Source organism: Natronorubrum halobium, assembly GCF_051351675.1.
In the GTDB taxonomy this organism is placed as follows: Archaea; Halobacteriota; Halobacteria; order Halobacteriales; family Natrialbaceae; genus Natronorubrum.
Genome location: NZ_CP195595.1, coordinates 4049508 through 4065919 on the forward strand (window position 1 = coordinate 4049508; position 16412 = coordinate 4065919).

Annotated in this window: 19 protein-coding genes; 9 read left to right on the forward strand and 10 right to left on the reverse strand. The window is 65.9% G+C overall.

From position 1 onward, the window contains the following. Positions 1-57: 57 nt before the first annotated feature. Positions 58-1311 carry an ArsA family ATPase gene (locus ACSFC7_RS20235; RefSeq protein ID WP_436344612.1) on the forward strand — a complete coding sequence of 418 codons (1254 nt, stop codon included), beginning with the start codon at positions 58-60 and terminating at the stop codon, positions 1309-1311. Positions 1312-1392: 81 nt separating this feature from the next. Further along, the gene (locus ACSFC7_RS20240; protein ID WP_436344613.1) at positions 1393-2145 is read left to right on the forward strand and encodes a DUF7847 domain-containing protein; all 753 of its coding nucleotides are present in this window, start codon (positions 1393-1395) and stop codon (positions 2143-2145) included. 28 nt (positions 2146-2173) lie between these two features. Here the strand turns inward: ACSFC7_RS20240 and ACSFC7_RS20245 are convergent, their stop codons facing one another. The 3 genes from ACSFC7_RS20245 to ACSFC7_RS20255 all read right to left on the reverse strand — a co-directional run bounded on the left by ACSFC7_RS20245 (position 2174) and on the right by ACSFC7_RS20255 (position 4432). Next, a complete protein-coding gene (locus ACSFC7_RS20245) occupies positions 2174-2641 on the reverse strand; it encodes a universal stress protein (RefSeq protein WP_436344614.1) in 468 nt (155 codons plus the stop codon). A 111-nt stretch (positions 2642-2752) separates the two neighbouring features. Further along, positions 2753-3949, reverse strand: coding sequence for an MFS transporter (locus ACSFC7_RS20250; protein ID WP_436344615.1), 1197 nt, complete (start codon positions 3947-3949; stop codon positions 2753-2755). A gap of 108 nt (positions 3950-4057) precedes the next feature. Next, complete coding sequence (locus ACSFC7_RS20255; protein WP_436344616.1) at positions 4058-4432, reverse strand: tautomerase; 375 nt, start codon at positions 4430-4432, stop codon at positions 4058-4060. 373 nt (positions 4433-4805) lie between these two features. On the opposite strand from ACSFC7_RS20255, the gene ACSFC7_RS20260 reads away from it, so the two are divergent. Beyond that, positions 4806-6509 (forward strand): SLC13 family permease, encoded by a 1704-nt coding sequence (locus ACSFC7_RS20260; RefSeq protein WP_436344617.1) that lies wholly within the window; start codon positions 4806-4808, stop codon positions 6507-6509. Between the two features lie 194 nt (positions 6510-6703). Continuing rightward, positions 6704-6976, forward strand: coding sequence for an Lrp/AsnC family transcriptional regulator (locus ACSFC7_RS20265; protein WP_436344618.1), 273 nt, complete (start codon positions 6704-6706; stop codon positions 6974-6976). 57 nt (positions 6977-7033) lie between these two features. Here ACSFC7_RS20265 and ACSFC7_RS20270 read toward each other — a convergent pair whose 3' ends face one another. Continuing rightward, positions 7034-7594, reverse strand: coding sequence for a hypothetical protein (locus tag ACSFC7_RS20270; RefSeq protein WP_436344619.1), 561 nt, complete (start codon positions 7592-7594; stop codon positions 7034-7036). 60 nt (positions 7595-7654) lie between these two features. After that, positions 7655-8677 (reverse strand): SDR family oxidoreductase, encoded by a 1023-nt coding sequence (locus tag ACSFC7_RS20275; protein WP_436344620.1) that lies wholly within the window; start codon positions 8675-8677, stop codon positions 7655-7657. 185 nt (positions 8678-8862) lie between these two features. Between ACSFC7_RS20275 and ACSFC7_RS20280 the strand changes: the two genes are divergently transcribed. Then, a complete protein-coding gene (locus tag ACSFC7_RS20280) occupies positions 8863-9759 on the forward strand; it encodes a universal stress protein (RefSeq protein WP_436344621.1) in 897 nt (298 codons plus the stop codon). Positions 9760-9805: 46 nt separating this feature from the next. On the opposite strand, the gene ACSFC7_RS20285 is transcribed toward ACSFC7_RS20280, so the two are convergent. Continuing rightward, a complete protein-coding gene (locus ACSFC7_RS20285; protein ID WP_436344622.1) occupies positions 9806-10606 on the reverse strand; it encodes an endonuclease V in 801 nt (266 codons plus the stop codon). Positions 10607-10690: 84 nt separating this feature from the next. Next, positions 10691-11611, reverse strand: coding sequence for a rhomboid family intramembrane serine protease (locus ACSFC7_RS20290; RefSeq protein ID WP_436344623.1), 921 nt, complete (start codon positions 11609-11611; stop codon positions 10691-10693). Between the two features lie 292 nt (positions 11612-11903). Between ACSFC7_RS20290 and ACSFC7_RS20295 the strand changes: the two genes are divergently transcribed. The 3 genes from ACSFC7_RS20295 to ACSFC7_RS20305 are packed head-to-tail and all read left to right on the forward strand — an operon-like array spanning position 11904 to position 14596. Next, positions 11904-12344, forward strand: a complete 441-nt coding sequence (locus tag ACSFC7_RS20295; RefSeq protein ID WP_436344624.1) for a DUF5788 family protein — start codon at positions 11904-11906, stop codon at positions 12342-12344. Further along, entirely contained in the window at positions 12344-14095 is a 1752-nt protein-coding gene (gene polX / locus ACSFC7_RS20300) for a DNA polymerase/3'-5' exonuclease PolX (protein WP_436344625.1), read from the forward strand. The genes ACSFC7_RS20295 and polX overlap by 1 nt, the downstream gene beginning before the upstream one ends. A gap of 24 nt (positions 14096-14119) precedes the next feature. Beyond that, entirely contained in the window at positions 14120-14596 is a 477-nt protein-coding gene (locus ACSFC7_RS20305) for a Mut7-C RNAse domain-containing protein (protein ID WP_436344626.1), read from the forward strand. Positions 14597-14645: 49 nt separating this feature from the next. Here the strand turns inward: ACSFC7_RS20305 and ACSFC7_RS20310 are convergent, their stop codons facing one another. Continuing rightward, positions 14646-14852: a dodecin family protein gene (locus tag ACSFC7_RS20310; RefSeq protein WP_436344627.1), complete on the reverse strand. Its 207-nt coding sequence runs from the start codon at positions 14850-14852 to the stop codon at positions 14646-14648. 142 nt (positions 14853-14994) lie between these two features. On the opposite strand from ACSFC7_RS20310, the gene ACSFC7_RS20315 reads away from it, so the two are divergent. Beyond that, positions 14995-15153, forward strand: a complete 159-nt coding sequence (locus ACSFC7_RS20315; protein ID WP_436344628.1) for a hypothetical protein — start codon at positions 14995-14997, stop codon at positions 15151-15153. Between the two features lie 18 nt (positions 15154-15171). Here the strand turns inward: ACSFC7_RS20315 and ACSFC7_RS20320 are convergent, their stop codons facing one another. Together ACSFC7_RS20320 and ACSFC7_RS20325 are read right to left on the reverse strand one after the other, a co-directional pair. Further along, positions 15172-15924 (reverse strand): PHP domain-containing protein, encoded by a 753-nt coding sequence (locus ACSFC7_RS20320; RefSeq protein WP_436347994.1) that lies wholly within the window; start codon positions 15922-15924, stop codon positions 15172-15174. A gap of 43 nt (positions 15925-15967) precedes the next feature. Next, the gene (locus ACSFC7_RS20325) at positions 15968-16396 is read right to left on the reverse strand and encodes a hypothetical protein (protein WP_436344629.1); all 429 of its coding nucleotides are present in this window, start codon (positions 16394-16396) and stop codon (positions 15968-15970) included. Between the last annotated feature and the right edge of the window lie 16 nt (positions 16397-16412).

Here is a 16412-nt window from a genome sequence, read left to right on the forward strand (position 1 = left end):
CGATCCGAACCGAGGGAGACCGACGAATACTCGTGTCGGGACGGAGAATCGGCTGGCATGAGTGGAATCGACGTCGAGCCGGTCGACGAGGAGGCCGAGGACGCTTCGAGCGGCGACGACGGCGCACACACCATCGAGGTGACGCCCACGGACTCCGTCGCAGACGACGAACGCGAGACGGTCGACGTGGAGCCGTCCGACGAGCCGATCGACGGCCCCGACTACGTGCTCTACGGCGGGAAAGGCGGCGTCGGCAAGACGACGATGGCCGCCGCGACCGCCCTCGACAGCGCCCGCGGCGGGACCAGCACGCTCGTCGTCTCGACGGACCCCGCACACTCCCTCTCCGATACGTTCGAGACCGAGGTTCCGTCGGAACCCGGTCGCCTTCGCGACGACATCCCCCTCTACGCGGCCGAGATCGATCCCGAGGCCGCGATGGAGCGCGGACAGGCCGCCTTTTTGGGTGGCGGGGGTGGCGCGGACAGCACCGGGACGGACGACGGGAGCGCCGGCTTCGGCACCGGTGGCGACGACGCATTCGGCGACAGTAATCAGGGGCCGTTCGGCGGCGACTCCGAGAGCGGTGGAATGGGCGGCATGGGTGGACTCGGTGACATGCTCGGCGGCGACTCCCCGATGGACGCCATCTTCGGCGGCGCGATGCCCGGCGCCGACGAGGCCGCCGCGATGCAACTGCTCCTCGAGTACTTGGACGACCCCCGGTTCGAGCGCGTGGTCGTCGACACGGCGCCGACGGGACACACCCTTCGGCTGCTCCAGTTACCCGAACTGATGGACTCGATGATGGGGCGAATCATGAAGTTCCGCCAGCGGATGAGCGGCATGCTCGAGGGCGTCAAAGGGATGTTCGGCGGACAGGAGCCGCCCGAGGAAGACGATCTCGGCGATCTGGACGAACTGCGCGACCGAATCGAACGGCTTCGAGCGGTCCTCCGCGATCCAGCACGAACGGACTTCCGGATCGTCATGGTTCCCGAGGAGATGAGCGTCCTCGAGTCCAAACGGCTTCGCCAACAGCTCCGGGAGTTCGACATTCCCGTCGGCACCCTCGTCGTCAACCGCGTCATGGAACCGCTCTCGGACGTCACCGACGACGTCGAGGGCGAGTTCCTCCAGCCAAATTTGGACGACTGCGAGTTCTGTCAACGACGGTGGGACGTCCAGCAGAAAGCGCTCGCGGAGGCGCAGGATCTCTTCCGCGGGACCGACGTCCGACGAGTGCCGCTCTTCGCCGAGGAGGTTCGCGGGGAGGGGATGCTCGAGGTCGTCGCGGCCTGTCTGCGGTAGTCGACCGGACTCGTTTCGTTCCTTCCGTTCAGTTCACGTCGATACAGTTACACCTATGTGTCAGCTGTCTGGATTCTGAGTATGTCGACGACCCTCCAACGAAAAGGAACGATCGGATCGATCGGGGACGGAATCGAATGGGTCCGGCGAAATCCGATTCTGATCGGCGTGTTCTTCCTGTACGGAACGCTCGAGTTCGTCGCCGAGATACTCGGACCAGCAGGGTTCGGTCTCTCGGTCGTCGGCTTCCTGGTGTTGCTCTACCTCGACGGCCTCGTTCACGTAATCGGGGAGCAGGAAGCAACGGGGGCGACGAGCGACATCGGACGGGCGTCTGCGACCGTCCTCGGACGATACGTCTCGCTCCTCGGAATCGCGATCGTCTACGGACTGGTGGTCTTCGTCGGGTTCCTCTTTCTCGTCCTCCCCGGCATCTATCTCGGGGTTCGTCTCTCGCTGGCGTTTCCCGCCTGTGTTATCGACGATCGGGATGCGTTCGAGAGCCTCAGCACGAGCTGGGACGTCGCGAAGGGAAACCTCCTGAAACTGTTCGGAATCTCCGTCGCCTCCTTTCTCGTGATCGCCGGTGCCGGACTCGTCACCGCGTTGCTCACCGGCGTCGGCGACGAGTTCTACCTCACGTTTCTCGGCGTCTCCGCCGTGGTAACCGCGGTCGTCAGTCCGGTCGTCCAGTTCGCGTACGCCCGCGTCTACCTCGAGAACCGGCCGCTCGAGAAATCGGCCGGGACCGAGGACGACGCGTGGGGATCGACGACCGACGACGGGACGCGAAGCGAGCGCGACGACGATCGCTGGGACGACGCCAACTGGTGACGGGCGCGAGCGGAGAACGCCGTCGCAGTTAGTCCTCCGCTCGGTGCTCCGGCACGACCGTCACCGGCCGATCGCTGGCGAGGATCACCGCTTGCGCGACGCTGCCGAACAGGACCTTGCCGACCGGTGACCGGTTCCCGATGCCGAGGACGATCGCGTCGCTGTCGCGCTCGTCGGCGAACTCCAGAATCGCCTCGGGTGGCTCACCCGTCGTCTCGTCGAGCGAACACTCGACGTCGCCCGACTCGAGGATATCGACCGCCGTCTCGATCGAGTTCGGGAGTCGCTGCGCGTTTCGGACGGCCTCCGACATCTCCTCCACGTAGGTTTCCGAGAAGCCACCCGCCGCCCATTCGGCGTTCGGTTCCGAGACCTCGTCGTGGACGTACAGAACGTCGACGGTGCACTCATCTGCGGCCGGGTTCTCGAGGATCGACTCGGCCTGTGCGCGCGCTCGAGCGTCGTTCTCGTCGATCGGAAGCAGGACGCGATACATGGTCCACTCTTCGGGCCCCGGGAGCAAAAATCGTCCTGCGTCCCTGCTGCTGAGCCGTTCTGTGCTCCGTTCCGATAGTTCGCGTTACTCTCTCGTCCGGTCCAACGACCATCACTCCTGCATCGCCGGTTCGTCGATCGGGGGCTCGAGTCGGACGGCGTACAGCAGGAGAACGACGGCGAGGCCCATCCCGGTGGCGAGCAGCCACCACGAACCCCGATAGCCGACGGTGTCCGCGAGATAGCCGAACGCGGGCGGAGCGACGACCGAGCCGATGACGAGCGAGAGTTGGCCGGCGGCGGTCGCGCCGCCCATCTCGTCGGCCGTGACTAACGTCGCCATGTACGAGTAGTAGATGCCGGTGTTTCCGAGCACGAAGAAGCCGAGGACGGAGAAGGCGATGGCGGCGTTCAGCGCGCTGTCGCTCGCCGCGACGACGACGAACAGGACGGCCCCCGAAACGACTTGCAGGATCAGGATCGCACCGATCCGAACCCGCGGGTCGCCGGGCAGATTGTCGCTCAGCCAGCCCGTGACGATGCGGCCGACGCTGCCGAACAGTTGCACGAGCGCGAGCACCGCGCCGCCGAAGGCGACCGAGGCGCCGATCTCCTCCTCGACGTAGAGAACGGTGTAGCCGGTCGTCGTAAACAGCGCCGCGCCGAGGAAGAAGCCCGCCGCGACGAGCACCCGATACGGGCGGTTGTGCGAGAGTGTCCGAAAATCCGGATACTCCGCCCGCCCGCCGTCGCTCGCGTTGCTGTAGAGCGCGGCGAAGAGGAGTGCGACGACGAAGCCGACGCCCGCGGCGATCAGGAATCCGACCTGCCAGAAGAGCACGCCAGCCAATCCGGTCACGAGTAGCGCGCTGATGCCGCTCCCGGCGGTGACGCCGACCTGTTTGATCCCCAGCGCGAAGTTCTGGCGGCCCGCGGGAATACTGTCGTAGATCGCCTTGTTCGTGCCCGGAATCGCGGACGCGTACATCGAGCCGAGGAAGAACGCCGCCGCGAGCAACAGAGCGTAGGTCGGTGCGCCCGCGACCGTCACTGCACCGGCCGCCAGTCCGACGAGTCCGAGCGTGAGCGAGCGCTTCTCGCCGAAGCGGTCGATCAGCGCGCCGACGGGGAGCAAGCAGACCGCGTAGCCGAGCGTCAGGGCCGTCACCACGAACCCCACGGAGAACCGGGAGAGACCGAACTCGTCGCGAAAGAACGGCGTCGCCGCGAAGACGGTGTAGTAACAGATACTCGCCGACACCTGCCACAGCGTCACGAGAGAAACCGTTCGCCAGTACGACCGATCCATCGAACGTCGCGTCCTTTCTCGAGGGCACGCTTTACTGTCCCGGTGGCGGAGAGGCGTTCCGGGTCGTGAAACCCGTCCCGTTACACGGTTCCCGCGACTATCCGAGGGTCACTCGCCGTCCCACTCGCCGCCGACGCGGTCGACTCCCATCATGTTCTCGCCCGAATGTTCGGTAAAGACGACCTTCATGTTCTCGTCGGGAACGCCGAACGTTTCGCCGACGTAGGCCATCGTCTCGAGTGCGAACGCGCGCTTGCGTTCGAACGGCCTCCCCGCCCGGATCTCGGCGTCGAGAAAGAGGATCGGCCCGTCCACTGCGCGGCCGAGGTGGAGGTCGGCCGACTCGCGGTCGCGAATCGTCACCGCGACGTGACCCGCGGTCGTCGCCATCTCGTCGGTGTACAACGCCGTTACTCGGTCCGCGATCGCCGTTTTCTCGTCCGCGGCGAGCGACAGCGTCGTGTCGAACTGTAACAACGGCATATCCCGATTTGGTCGGCCGTCTGCTTGTGGATTCCGGCACCTCGTCCGTCTACGTGTCGTTCCCATCATCGGACAGCGGACCGTAATTAGTCCTTATCCGCACAGGATCGAGCCCGCTCGGCTGCTACTTACTGGTTACTTATTGGGTGTACCGACCAAGCGGCCTGTGAACAGTCGATCCCCGTCGACGAGACCGACCTGAGCGCCGATACTGAAGGAATTATATGGCGAACGCAAAGCCCGACGACGGACTGGCGTATCACTCTCGAAACGCTTTCGGACCGCTACACAGCGACTGTGGGCGTATCTGTGGCGGCTCAACGAGCAGACGAAGGCGTACCTCACGCTCGACGGCCCCGCGATTGTCGAGGATATGGACGGGCTGACCGAGGAGGAAAAACGTCTCGCCAGGAAGGCCTTCGCGGACGGTGGCCGCGATCTCGACGAGACGGCCGCCGACGGCCGTGATCGGGACGCTGGTGGTGATCCCGGCGGTACCGGCGGTGATGACGGGACCGATGGCGGCGACGACGGCTCTCCGTTCGACATCGGCGAGGGCTACGGGCTTCGCCAGAAGATCGGGTTCGGCCTCGGACCGCTGCTGTTCGCGCTGATTTTCCTCTCTCCCACGCCGGAGGGACTGACGCCGGAGAGACAGGCGGTCGCCGCCGTCACGGCGTGGGTCGCCGCCTGGTGGATGTCGGAGGCGATCCCGATTCCGGCGACCTCGCTGCTCCCGATCGTCCTGTTCCCGCTGACCGGCGGTCTGCCGGTCGAGGACACGACGCCGTCGTACGCCGATCCGCTGATCTTCCTGTTCATGGGCGGGTTCTTCCTCGCGATGGCGATGCAGCGGTGGGGACTCCACCGACGGATCGCACTTCGGACGATCAACGCCGCCGGCACGGCCCCGTCGAGACTCATCCTCGGGTTCATGGTCGCGACGGCGTTCCTCTCGATGTGGGTCTCGAACAGCGCGACGGTGATGATGATGGTCCCCATCGCGCTGGCGGTGATCTACCAGACCGCGGACCTGGTCGAGGAGACCGACCTCGATATCGACACCAGTCAGGGGAACTTCTCGTTCGGCGTCGCGCTGATGCTCTGTATCGCCTACGGAGCGTCCGTCGGCGGCGTGGGTACCCTCATCGGAACGCCGCCGAACATCCTCTTTGCGGGGCAAGCGGGCGAACTCTTCGGCGAGACCATCGGCTTCGCCGAGTGGATGCTGTACGGCGTCCCCATCTCGATCGTCGGACTCGCGACCGTCTATCTCTACGTGACCCGTCTCGCGATGTCGCCGCAGTTCGAGGACCTGCCGATCGGCGCGGACACGATCGAGACCGAACTCGAGGAGCTCGGATCGATGTCCACGCAGGAACGGATGGTGTTGGTCGTCTTCGTCGGGATGGCCGCGTCCTGGATCGGGGCGAGCCTGGTCGATCAGTTCGGGCTCCTCCCCGTTCCCGAGGACGTGGACTCCATCGTCGCGATCGGCGGCGCGCTGGTCCTCTTTGCGCTGCCGACGACGACCGAGGACGGCGACCACACGTTCCTGCTCGACTGGAGCAGCGCCGTCGAGATTCCGTGGGGCGTAATCCTCCTGTTCGGCGGCGGGCTCGCGATCGCCGCCGGGTTCGGCGACACCGGCCTCGCGGCCTGGATCGGCGAACAGCTCGCGCTGCTCGAGGGCGTCTCGATGATCCTCATCCTGTTCGCGGTGGTGCTGTTGACCGTCTTCCTGACCGAGGTCACCTCGAACACGGCGACGACGGCGATGTTGATGCCCATTCTGGCCGGCGTCGCGGTCGGGATCGGGATCCACCCCTACGGGCTGATGATCGTCGGTGCGACCGCGGCCTCCTTCGCGTTCATGCTCCCGGTCGCGACGCCGCCGAACGCCATCGTCTTCGGCAGCGGTTACATTACACTGCCACAGATGGCCCGCGTCGGAATCGGGCTCAACGTGATCGGGATCGTCCTGATCACGCTGGTCGCGTTTCTCTGGTTGCCACTGGCCTGGGGGATCGACCTCACGACGCTGCCGACCGAGTTCGTCGAGGCGTGGGAGTCGTAACGATCGAGAGCTGACTCGAGATCCGCTCGAACCGACGCTGTGATTTCGACGGCAATGCGACGCGACACCGTGATACTCCGGATCTGCCCTCGACAGAACGGCTCGAGAATTACTATCGGTAACCACGTTCCGACTGGCTGGGAACCGGGTGTGCGGTTGATACACTCGTCCGAACACGTGATGAATGAGACGGTATGCCAGACCACGACCACCCAGATCGGACGCAGACCCGCGCGATCCTCGAGGCGCTCGAGGACTCCAGTCCGGCGACGATCGCTCAACTCGCGACCGCTCTCGATACGCACCCGGTAACCGTCGAGCGCCGCTGTCGCGGCCTCCAGCGGGACGGGGACATCCGCCAGTGTACGGGTGGGGTATACACGCTCGTCGAGACCGACGGAGACCGGCAGGCGGCCCTCGCTGACGCTTCCGTGGACCGGCACACGCCATCGAACCCTGCCGACTGACCACCGTTCATCCCTCGGGCAGACCGAAATCCGGTCGTCCCATAGCAACGATCCCGGTTATCGGCGCTCGAGGACGGTATCGTCCGCGTTTCGACGGCTGCGTTCGGTGTCCCTACTGCCGTCGCTGGCTGCCGACTCACCTAGTAGTTCGCTCGTCGCGCACTCGAGACAGTAGTAGTTGTACGCCGCCGACCGCGTATAAATCGGAAGCCCCGCGAGCGCGTACTCCTCCCGGTAGCGCCGAACCAGTCCCCGCTCGACGCGAGAGTCACAGGCGATACAACGTTCGTCGCAGTCCTCGTCGGGGCGGACGACCCGTCGATCGACCGACCGAACGCGTCCGAACGTCGACGGCGCGTGTCGACGGTTCAATCGGCTTCGCATCCCCGGATTGACGAAGATGCCAAGTGCGACGAGCACGAACGAGACGGCGAGCCACAGCGCTACCAGCACCACGTGTCCGGCCGCGACGCCCCGTGTGGCGCCGGCGACGAGGTTGCCGGTCCCCGCCAGCCCGAACAGCAGTCCGAACCCGACGAGGAGCCAGCCGGCGATGCCGTACAGAAGCGCCGAAACCCGATCCGCGAGTTCGACCGCATCCGATTGGGTGCCGGACATTACAGTGGTCGGAGTTCGAAGGGGGATCGTGTAAACGTTCCGAACGAATCGGACGGCGGTTCAGACCAGTTTTTGGAGCAGCCGGTAGCCCGCGTCGCGGAGGGTGTCCGGTAGGTATCGGGCGTAGACGCCGTACTGGGCGAGCGGCCCGACCGGGTAGCGAGCGGGCGGCTCGGGCGTCGTCGCGGACTCGAGAATCGCCCGCGCGACGTCCTTCGGTTCGGAGGCGAAGGGACCGCCGCTGCCGCCGCCGATCAACTGCATCTCGTCGTACAGTTCGTACAGCGTCTCGTAGGCCGGCGTGCGCTCGCTCTCCGGTAGTTCCTCGTCGACGCGATCCGTGAAGTTCGTCTCGACCGGACCGGGTTCGATCACGGTGACGTCGATGCCGAACTCCTCGACCTCCGCGCGCAGCGAATCGCTCATCGCCTCGAGGGCGTGTTTCGAGCCCGCGTACGCGCCCGACCCGGGGAACGCGATCCGGCCGACGACGCTCGAGACGTTGATGATCCGGCCGGCGCCCTGGGCGCGCATGTGGGGCAGCGCCGCGCGGGCGAGTCGGTGCGGTCCGTAGACGTTGACGTCGAACTGCCGGTGGAGATCCGACGTCGAAACGTCCTCCATCGGCCCCATCTGGGCGTAGCCCGCGTTGTTGACCAGACAGTCGATCGCGCCGGCGACGTCGACGACCCGTTCGACCGCCCGCGCGACCTGGTCGGGATCGGTGACGTCTAGCGCGAAGGTCGTACAGCCGGCCTCCTCGAGGACCGCGATATCGTCCGGGTTGCGCGCCGTCGCGAAGACCTGCCAGCCGTTGGCGAGGAACGCCTCGGCGGTCGCCCGGCCGATTCCCGAGGAGCAACCGGTGATCAGGACGCCCTTCTTGCGCGCGTAGCGATCCCGGTCGTCCTCGTCGTCGGTCGACGTGGTCTCGGACGGCGTGCGCTCGGTCGTCTCACTCTCGACCGGGGTGCGCTCGGTCGCGCTGGTCTCGGTCGTAGTCGATTCGGCCTCGCGATCCTCCACGACGACGGAGCCATCCGGCCCATCGTCGGCTTCCTCGACGTCATCAGCGGTGGCCATACGTGACCGGTTCGAGAGACGATACCTAAGTATCGACGGTTTGTCGCGCTGAACGTACTGTTCGGTTCGGCGGGTGGCCATCCACCGCCGCGACGGACGCGTCGCGGGTCGATACCAGTCACCGATGCTGACGTTCTCGGGAACTAACCGAGAGGTATTCACTACCTTGCTACGAAGTTACACGCATGAGTGCCACGACAGCGGACCGGCCGGTACTGGTCGCCGTCAGTAACCCCGACTACGCCGGACAGTTGGTCCGAACGGCCAGCGACCTCGCTCGAGCGAGCGATAGCACCGTCAAGATCGTTTCAGTCGTCGTCAAATCGCACGACTCGCCGTTTTCCGTCTATTCGGACGAGACGATCATCGACCGGTACGCGGGAAACAGTCGGCGACTGCTGGACAGGGCGATCGACGTCGCGCCCGACGACGTCACCGTCGACGATGCGCAGGTCGTCAGTGGATCGGTCGCCGACGGCATCCTCGCGGCAGCCGAACGGACCGACGCGCGGGCGCTCGTCGCCGGCTGGCAGGCGCGGGGGAGCCGAACCGATGCCGTTCTCGGGACGACGGTCGATCGGCTCATCGAACGCGCACCGTGTGACCTCTACGTCGAGCGCATCGGTCACGAGGCGAACGGTGTCGACTCGATTCTGGTCCCGGTGGCGGGCGGTCCGCACGTCCGCCCGGCGGTCGACGTCGCCAAAGCGATCGCCGTTCGCAACGATGCGACCGTCTCTCTCGCGTCGGTCGTCGATAGCGAGACGGATTCGACGACGGCCGACGAGTACATCGATCAGGCGCGGGCCGCGCTCGAGGAGGCACCCGGTCCGAGCGTGCGGACGGAGTCGGCGACCTACGCTGGCAACGACGTCGCGACGGAACTGCTCGCGGTCGCCGCCGACCACGACGTCATCGTGTTCGGTGCGACGCGTCAGGGGGTGCTTCAGCGCCGTCTCGTCGGCACGATTCCGCGGACGGTGACACGGCAGACCGATAAGACGGTGGTCCTCGCTCGCGACGGGGAGACCGTCGGCGGGTCGGTACTCCGCCAGATTCGACAGCTGCTGACCTCGTCGTAGCGATCGCCGTGTCGTCTCTCCTCGCGGCGTCTCGCCGAGTTCGCGGTTATTTCGGTCTCTCGTCGAGCCCCTGTTTCGCCTCGTCGGCGTAGCTATCGGCCAGTCGGACGGGTTCCGGGAGTTTGTACGACGACGCAAGCGCGAGCGCGACGTCGGCCGCGGTCTCGGGGCCGACGCGGTGTCCGGGGCTGACGTACAGCGGATTGATGTACCGATCCGGGGACTCGTACTGGCGCGTCTGGACCGCGTAGCCGATCAGGGTGCCGTCGGGCGCGTCGACCCTCGAGTTCGCGTCGATACCGACTCGAGTACCCGCCGGGAGGTTCTCGGTGTCCTCGCGCGGCGTGCCACAGAGCAGGCTCTTCGCGACGCCGATACTGGGAACGTCCCGAACGACGCCCATGTGGGTCGCGATGCCGGCCTGCCGGAAGTGGATCCGGCCGCTGCCGTCGAACAGGAGCAGGTCAGGCTCGACGGAGAGCGCCTCGAGCGCCTCGAGGATCGGCCGCCCTTCGCGAAAGGAGAGCAGACCGGGGATGTAGGGGATCTCGAGCGGCGTCACCGCGTGGACGCGTTCGATCACCTCGCCGCCCCGCATCGCGACGACGGCGCTCAGGGCACGGTCCTGGTCGCCCTCGGCGTTCGTGAGAAAGGACTGGTCGACGCCGGCGACGATGGGTGGGTCGCCGGCGCTCGAGGCCGACGCGAGCGGGTCACCGAGCGTCGTCGGGTCGAACTCGAACGCGTCCTCGAAGACCGCAGTGTCGGCGATTTCGCGCTGGAGGGCTTCCATGTCGTCGCGCTCGAGCGAGGCGTCGGGAGCGAGGTCCGGTCGGGGTGGAGTCATCGATAGCGGTGCATTCGCAGCGGGTGAAAATCAGTTCCGTGGTTGCGACGGGGGTGCTCGAGTGTGAACGGCGAGCGACGGAGATTAGAACCGACGACGACCGCCGGGACCGCCCGGTCCGCCGGGACCGCCGCCGAGTTGGAGCTGGCTCGGCGCGCGAACGTTCTGGGTCCGCTTGATGTACTCGCCGTAGGCCAGTCCGACGAGGAGGCCGATCAGGTGTGCCGCGTGGGCGATGTCGAACGCGCCCGCAGCGCCGCCGCCGATGAAGCCGAGGCTCAGGATCGCGAAGCCGGCCGTCAGTATCCACAGCGGCATCGGGATCATGAAGAACAGGTAGACCCGGAGGTTCGGGTTCAGGATCGTGATGACGCCCAGGACCGCGAGGCCGGCACCGCTGGCCCCGAGGACGCTCGACGGAGCTCCCTGCGCCATCGAGATGCCGACCTGTCCGAGTCCGGCGAGGGCACCGCTCACGACGAACAGGATCGCGAACTTCACCGAGCCGACGTAGCGCTCGACGAGCGGCCCGAAGAAGAATATCACGATGCTGTTGAACACGATGTGCATGAAGCTGCCGTGAGCGAAGGTCGACGTGACCCACGTCCAGACGTACTCGATGTTCCACGAGGAGAGGACGAACAGGTCCTGAGCGACGCGCGGACCGGCGACCACCGTCGTGACCATCTGCGCGAAGAACGTGATCCACATCAGCGCCAGCAGCGTATAGGTCATGTTCCCGCGGAAGTACGCGAGCGGCCCGCCAGCCCCCGTATCGATGGGAAGTTTGTCGGTGAGACTCGAAACCTTAGATTTGCTCCCACCACCGCCGTTGACGGAGTCGTCGAAGCCGCTATCGAAGACCCCGTCCGGGTCGTTCCAGTTCTGGAGCCCCGTACAGTCGTGGTTCTCCGGCAGACGGTGTTCACCACAGTAGGTGCCCCCGCAGTGCCGACAGTTGTAGGGCATGCTTTCGTCTTTCCCACACACGTCGCACTTCGCCATTGACCGGGGGTATGTGTGGCACCGCTAAGGGATTTGGGGTTCGTTCCTCGCACTGAGTAGCGACTCGAATGGAACGATTACGGCCGTGTTCGCGACAGTTCGCCGGGCCTAACCGTTCTACGAAAACGTCAGTCACGACTTACAGACTATCGCGGACGATCGCACGACCGAACCTGCCGTACCTGGAACCTGCCGCACCCCCGTCGACCCGAGAGCGGTCGAAGCGGGTCGACGGGCCACACGACCACGGACGAACTGTACATTTTTGCCCTCCCAACCCGGATATCGAGACGTGCAAGAGTACGAGCGCAAGCAGCTGCTCGAGCGGGTCGAGCGCGAGGGCGCGACCGTCGGCGCGGACATCCCCGAGACGATCACCGTCCAGGACGAGGAGATCGACCTCCGGACGTTCGTCTTCGAGATCAAACGCCGCGAGACGGTCCCGACCGGCGAGCGCGACCGCGTCGAGCGAGCGAAGCGAAACCTGCGACGGGAGCGACTGGACCGCCTCGAGCGAATCGAGGAGGGCGACATCTCCCGCGAGGAGGGCGACGAACTCGCCCAGAGTATCATCGGCATCGATCGCGCGCTGAACGCCCTGGAGAGCCTCGGGCCGACGGATATCGAGCGCGAGCAGCAAGCCCAGCAGGCCGCCGATCGAAAGCGCTGGATGTCGTTCCTGAAGCAGGCCCTCGGCGACGACGACGGCGGCGGCAAACGGAGGGGGCGATAATGGCGACCAACGCCGAACTCGCCGGCCGCTTCGAGGAGTTCGCCGACCTGCTCGAGGCCGACGACATCGAGTACAAGCCCCGCGCGTACCGCCGCGCGGCCGAGAACATCCAGGCCCATCCCGTTCCGATCGCCGACCGCGTCGAGGCGGGAGACGAGGCGGTTCTCGAGGAGATCGACGGCGTCGGCGACGCCATCGCGTCGAAGGTGGTCGAGTACGTCGAAACCGGGTCGATCGAGGAACTCGAGGAACTGCGCGAAGACCTGCCGATCGACATCGCCGACATCACGCGCATCGAGGGCGTCGGTCCCAAAACGGCAGGAAAACTCTACCGCGAACTCGGCGTGCGGACGCTGGACGACCTCGAGGAAGCCGCCGAGGCCGGCGAGATTCGGGAGATCAAGGGCTTCGGTCCGAAGACGGAGGAGAACATCCGAGAGGGGATCGAGTTCGCCCGCGAAGTCGGCCAGCGGCAACTGCTGGGCGAAGCCCGTCCGCTCGCGGACGACGTGCTCGCGTTCCTCGAGGGGCTCGAGGCCGTCGAACGCTGCGAGGTCGCCGGCTCGATCCGGCGCTGGCGCGAGACGATCGGCGACGTGGACGCCCTCGTCTCGACGGAGCGGGGCGAGGAGGTGGTCGAGGCGTTCGTCGACTGGGAGTCGGTCGACAGCGAGATCGAGTCCGGGCCGGAGAAGGCGAGTATCCGCGTCGGCGAGATCCGCGTCGACCTGCGGGTCGTCGTCCCCGAGGAGTTCGGCTCCGCGCTCCAGTACTTCACGGGGAGCAAGGACCACAACGTCCGCCTGCGAAACTACGCGATCGCCCGCGACATGAAGCTGAACGAGTACGGCGCGTTCGACGTTTCGGCGGTCGACGATCCGGAATCCGGACAGCGCGTCGGCGAGCGCGTGGCGGGAGAGACCGAGGAAGGCATGTACGAGGCGCTCGGCCTGCCGTGGATCCCGCCGGAACTTCGCACGGATCGCGGCGAGATCGCCGCCGCCGAGAGCGGCGAGTTGCCCGACCTCGTCACTCGAGACGATATTCGGGGCGACCTCCACAGCCACACCGAGTGGTCCGACGGAAACACCCCGATCGAGGCGATGGTCGACGCCGCCGCGGAGATGGGGTACGACTACTACGGCGTCGCGGATCACGCCGAAGGTCCGGGGATCGTCGGCGGCATGGGTCTCTCGGACACCGAGACCCTCGAGCAGGTCGAGGCGATCCGCGAGGTCGCCGCCGCGAGCGAGATCGAGGTCTTCGCCGGCATCGAAGCTAACGTCGACGCCGACGGCGAGATCGGTCTCACCGACGAGGTGATCGAGGCGTTAGACGTGATCGTCGCCTCGCCCCACAGCGCGCTCGATCAGGACGCGGAGACGGCCACCGAACGGCTCGTCCGCGCGATCGAGAACCCCGCTGTCGACGTGCTGGGCCACCCCAGCGGCCGCCTGCTCAACGAACGCTCCGGGTTGGACTTCGACGCGCGACGGCTCGGCGAGGCCGCCGCCGAGCACGACACCGCCCTCGAGATCAACAGCAATCCGCACCGACTCGACCTCTGGGGGAGCGCGGTGCAGGCCGCCATCGAGGAAGGCGCGCCGATCTCGGTCAACACCGACGCCCACCAGCCCTCGACGCTCGAGTACGTGCGCTGGGGCGTCCACACCGCCCGCCGCGGCTGGGCCGAGCCCGCCGACGTGATCAACACGTGGGAGCTCGAGGAGCTGCGCGAATTCCTGCACTGATCGCCGCTCCGTACTGATCTTCACATGCGCCTGCTCCTCGACGTCATGTGCGGTGGGGTGGTTTCCTATCTGCGGATGTGCGATCACGACACCGTCTACGCCGGCGACCGCGGGGTCGAGGCCGACGACGCGCTGCTCGAGATCGCTCGAAACGAGAGCCGAACGCTGATCACCCGGGACGTCGCGCTCGCGAATCGCACGGACGATTCGATCTTGCTCGAGTCGCGCGAGGTCGAGGGCCAACTGGCTGCACTCGCCGATTCCGGGCTGGAACTGACGCTCGCCGACGTGCCGCGGTTCTGTGGCCGGTGTAACGGGGCGCTCGAGCGCGTCGATCGAACGGTCTCGACACCGGAGTACGCGCCGGATCCCAGCGACATCGAGATCTGGTGCTGTGAAGCGTGCGGACAACACTTCTGGCGAGGGAGCCACTGGGAACGGGTTGCGGACACCCTGGCGAAAATAGACGGGGCCGGCGCGGATCCGATCGAGGACCGGTAGCTGGCCAGGGATCCGTACGCGTTCTGGCTCGACGGCGAGCCGATTCCGGCTATCTATTCAGCACGAACGCGACGTCGAGGGTCGTCCGGTACTCCTCGATCGTGCCGCCGTCGACTTCCGCCGTCTGTGACTCGATTTCGATCCCGGTGATGTTCTCGAGCGTCTCGTCCGCGTCGTCGAGAGCGTTCTGTGCGGCATCTTCCCACGATTCTGTCGAGTTACCGGTCAGCTTGATGACTTTGACTGTTTCTCCCATAGTCCAGTGGATAGACAGCGCGGAACGAGGTAGTCGTTCGGCGTGAGAATGCCGTCCTCGAACGGCATACTCTCCGCCGAGGACGAAATCACCGTATCGACCCAAACCGTTTCACGTCTCGATGGTGAACCCCTCAGCGATCATGGCAACCGATAACGAACACCTCGACCGAGCGGGGAAACAGGCGGCGTACATCACCAACGAGTGGAGCGACGATCCCGCGATCATGCAAACGCAGGCGCTCTGTTACGTCGGCATACAACTCGAGCGGATCGCCGACGCGCTCGAGGAGAAACAGTAACCCGCGTTCCGTCCTCAGTCAGTAGACCGAGACGTCGTCGAATCGCCCGTCGTAGGCGATGTGGTGTGGATTCGTCGGCTCGGTCCCCGAGAGGAAGAGTCGGTCGACCTTCTCCCAGGTGTTCTCGTAACAGAGGTGGGCGAGTTCGGTCACGGTCGTTCGCCACCGTCGGCTCCCGTTCTGGTGGACGACGCGTCGGGCGACGCCGTCCGTGAACGCGCTCACGAGGTCGGCCTCGGAGTCGATCGACGCCTCGAACGCCGTGTAGGCGACGCCGACCGTGCTCGGAAGATGGGCGTACGACGACGCGAACGGCGGGTAGTCGAACAGGTCGGCCAATTCGCGTGCGCGGCGGTTGTGCGACGGGAAGTGCTTCGGATTGAAGATTTCGACCGCGTCGATGACGTCTCGATACCGGCGCAGATCCGCTTCGGTGAGGCTCACGGTCGCAAACTCCGGATGGGGGACCAACACGGCGGCCCCCTGTCGCTCGAACTCCGCCATCGCGGCCTCGAGCGGGATGAAATCCGGCACCGACTCTTCGAGGCCGATCCCCAGGACGTGTTTCCGATCGCGCCACGAGCCGGTGAACACCTCGCGTGCGGGGATGACCAGCAACTCCTCGCTCGAGAAGCGGTCCGCTCGGCGCTGGATCTCCGGTAGGCGGGTGAAGTGTGGCGCGTAGACGATGGCGTCGAGGCCGGCGTCGATCGCTCGCTCGACGACCGTCTCGTCGAGCACCTTCACGTGACAGTCGACTCGAGTCTCCACGGCTGTACCCTCGCTCACGACAGTCCCTTTCGAGACGGCCGAGTTATGAATTCTGATTCGGCGGCCGGCCGACAGTCTCCCTGATCACGTCGACGATCGGTTCGACCGGTTCGTCGGACTCGAGCGCGAGGAACAGTCCGTCCTCACCCACGTAGACCCGCAGCAGCTTCAGCACGTCCATCGCCGTCGCGATGTACTCGACCCGTTCGGCGTCCGGAAACAGCGTGTTCCGAAAGAGTTCGATCTGCATGAAGTCCATGTGAACGTGCGTGTGGATTCGCTCGAAATGTGCGAGCATCTCGTCGCTGTCGTCGTACATCGCGATCGTTCGGTCGTCGATGTAGAGCGGCCGAAACGACTCCGTGTTGTACTCACAGAACGAGTAGAGTGGGCCGGAAACGGTGTTTTGGACGGCACGGCGGACACTGTCGGCATCGAAGCCGGAGAGCGCCGAGTGATTCGTAGCGGGCATAGCCTCTCCCTGGAGC

Coding starts and splice junctions, on each gene's coding strand:
- ACSFC7_RS20235 (WP_436344612.1), top strand. CDS start 58: ATGAGTGGAATCGACGTCGAGCCGGTCGACGAGGAGGCCGAGGACGCT.
- ACSFC7_RS20240 (WP_436344613.1), top strand. CDS start 1,393: ATGTCGACGACCCTCCAACGAAAAGGAACGATCGGATCGATCGGGGAC.
- ACSFC7_RS20245 (WP_436344614.1), bottom strand. CDS start 2,641: ATGTATCGCGTCCTGCTTCCGATCGACGAGAACGACGCTCGAGCGCGC.
- ACSFC7_RS20250 (WP_436344615.1), bottom strand. CDS start 3,949: ATGGATCGGTCGTACTGGCGAACGGTTTCTCTCGTGACGCTGTGGCAG.
- ACSFC7_RS20255 (WP_436344616.1), bottom strand. CDS start 4,432: ATGCCGTTGTTACAGTTCGACACGACGCTGTCGCTCGCCGCGGACGAG.
- ACSFC7_RS20260 (WP_436344617.1), top strand. CDS start 4,806: ATGGACGGGCTGACCGAGGAGGAAAAACGTCTCGCCAGGAAGGCCTTC.
- ACSFC7_RS20265 (WP_436344618.1), top strand. CDS start 6,704: ATGCCAGACCACGACCACCCAGATCGGACGCAGACCCGCGCGATCCTC.
- ACSFC7_RS20270 (WP_436344619.1), bottom strand. CDS start 7,594: ATGTCCGGCACCCAATCGGATGCGGTCGAACTCGCGGATCGGGTTTCG.
- ACSFC7_RS20275 (WP_436344620.1), bottom strand. CDS start 8,677: ATGGCCACCGCTGATGACGTCGAGGAAGCCGACGATGGGCCGGATGGC.
- ACSFC7_RS20280 (WP_436344621.1), top strand. CDS start 8,863: ATGAGTGCCACGACAGCGGACCGGCCGGTACTGGTCGCCGTCAGTAAC.
- ACSFC7_RS20285 (WP_436344622.1), bottom strand. CDS start 10,606: ATGACTCCACCCCGACCGGACCTCGCTCCCGACGCCTCGCTCGAGCGC.
- ACSFC7_RS20290 (WP_436344623.1), bottom strand. CDS start 11,611: ATGGCGAAGTGCGACGTGTGTGGGAAAGACGAAAGCATGCCCTACAAC.
- polX (WP_436344625.1), top strand. CDS start 12,344: ATGGCGACCAACGCCGAACTCGCCGGCCGCTTCGAGGAGTTCGCCGAC.
- ACSFC7_RS20305 (WP_436344626.1), top strand. CDS start 14,120: ATGCGCCTGCTCCTCGACGTCATGTGCGGTGGGGTGGTTTCCTATCTG.
- ACSFC7_RS20310 (WP_436344627.1), bottom strand. CDS start 14,852: ATGGGAGAAACAGTCAAAGTCATCAAGCTGACCGGTAACTCGACAGAA.
- ACSFC7_RS20315 (WP_436344628.1), top strand. CDS start 14,995: ATGGCAACCGATAACGAACACCTCGACCGAGCGGGGAAACAGGCGGCG.
- ACSFC7_RS20325 (WP_436344629.1), bottom strand. CDS start 16,396: ATGCCCGCTACGAATCACTCGGCGCTCTCCGGCTTCGATGCCGACAGT.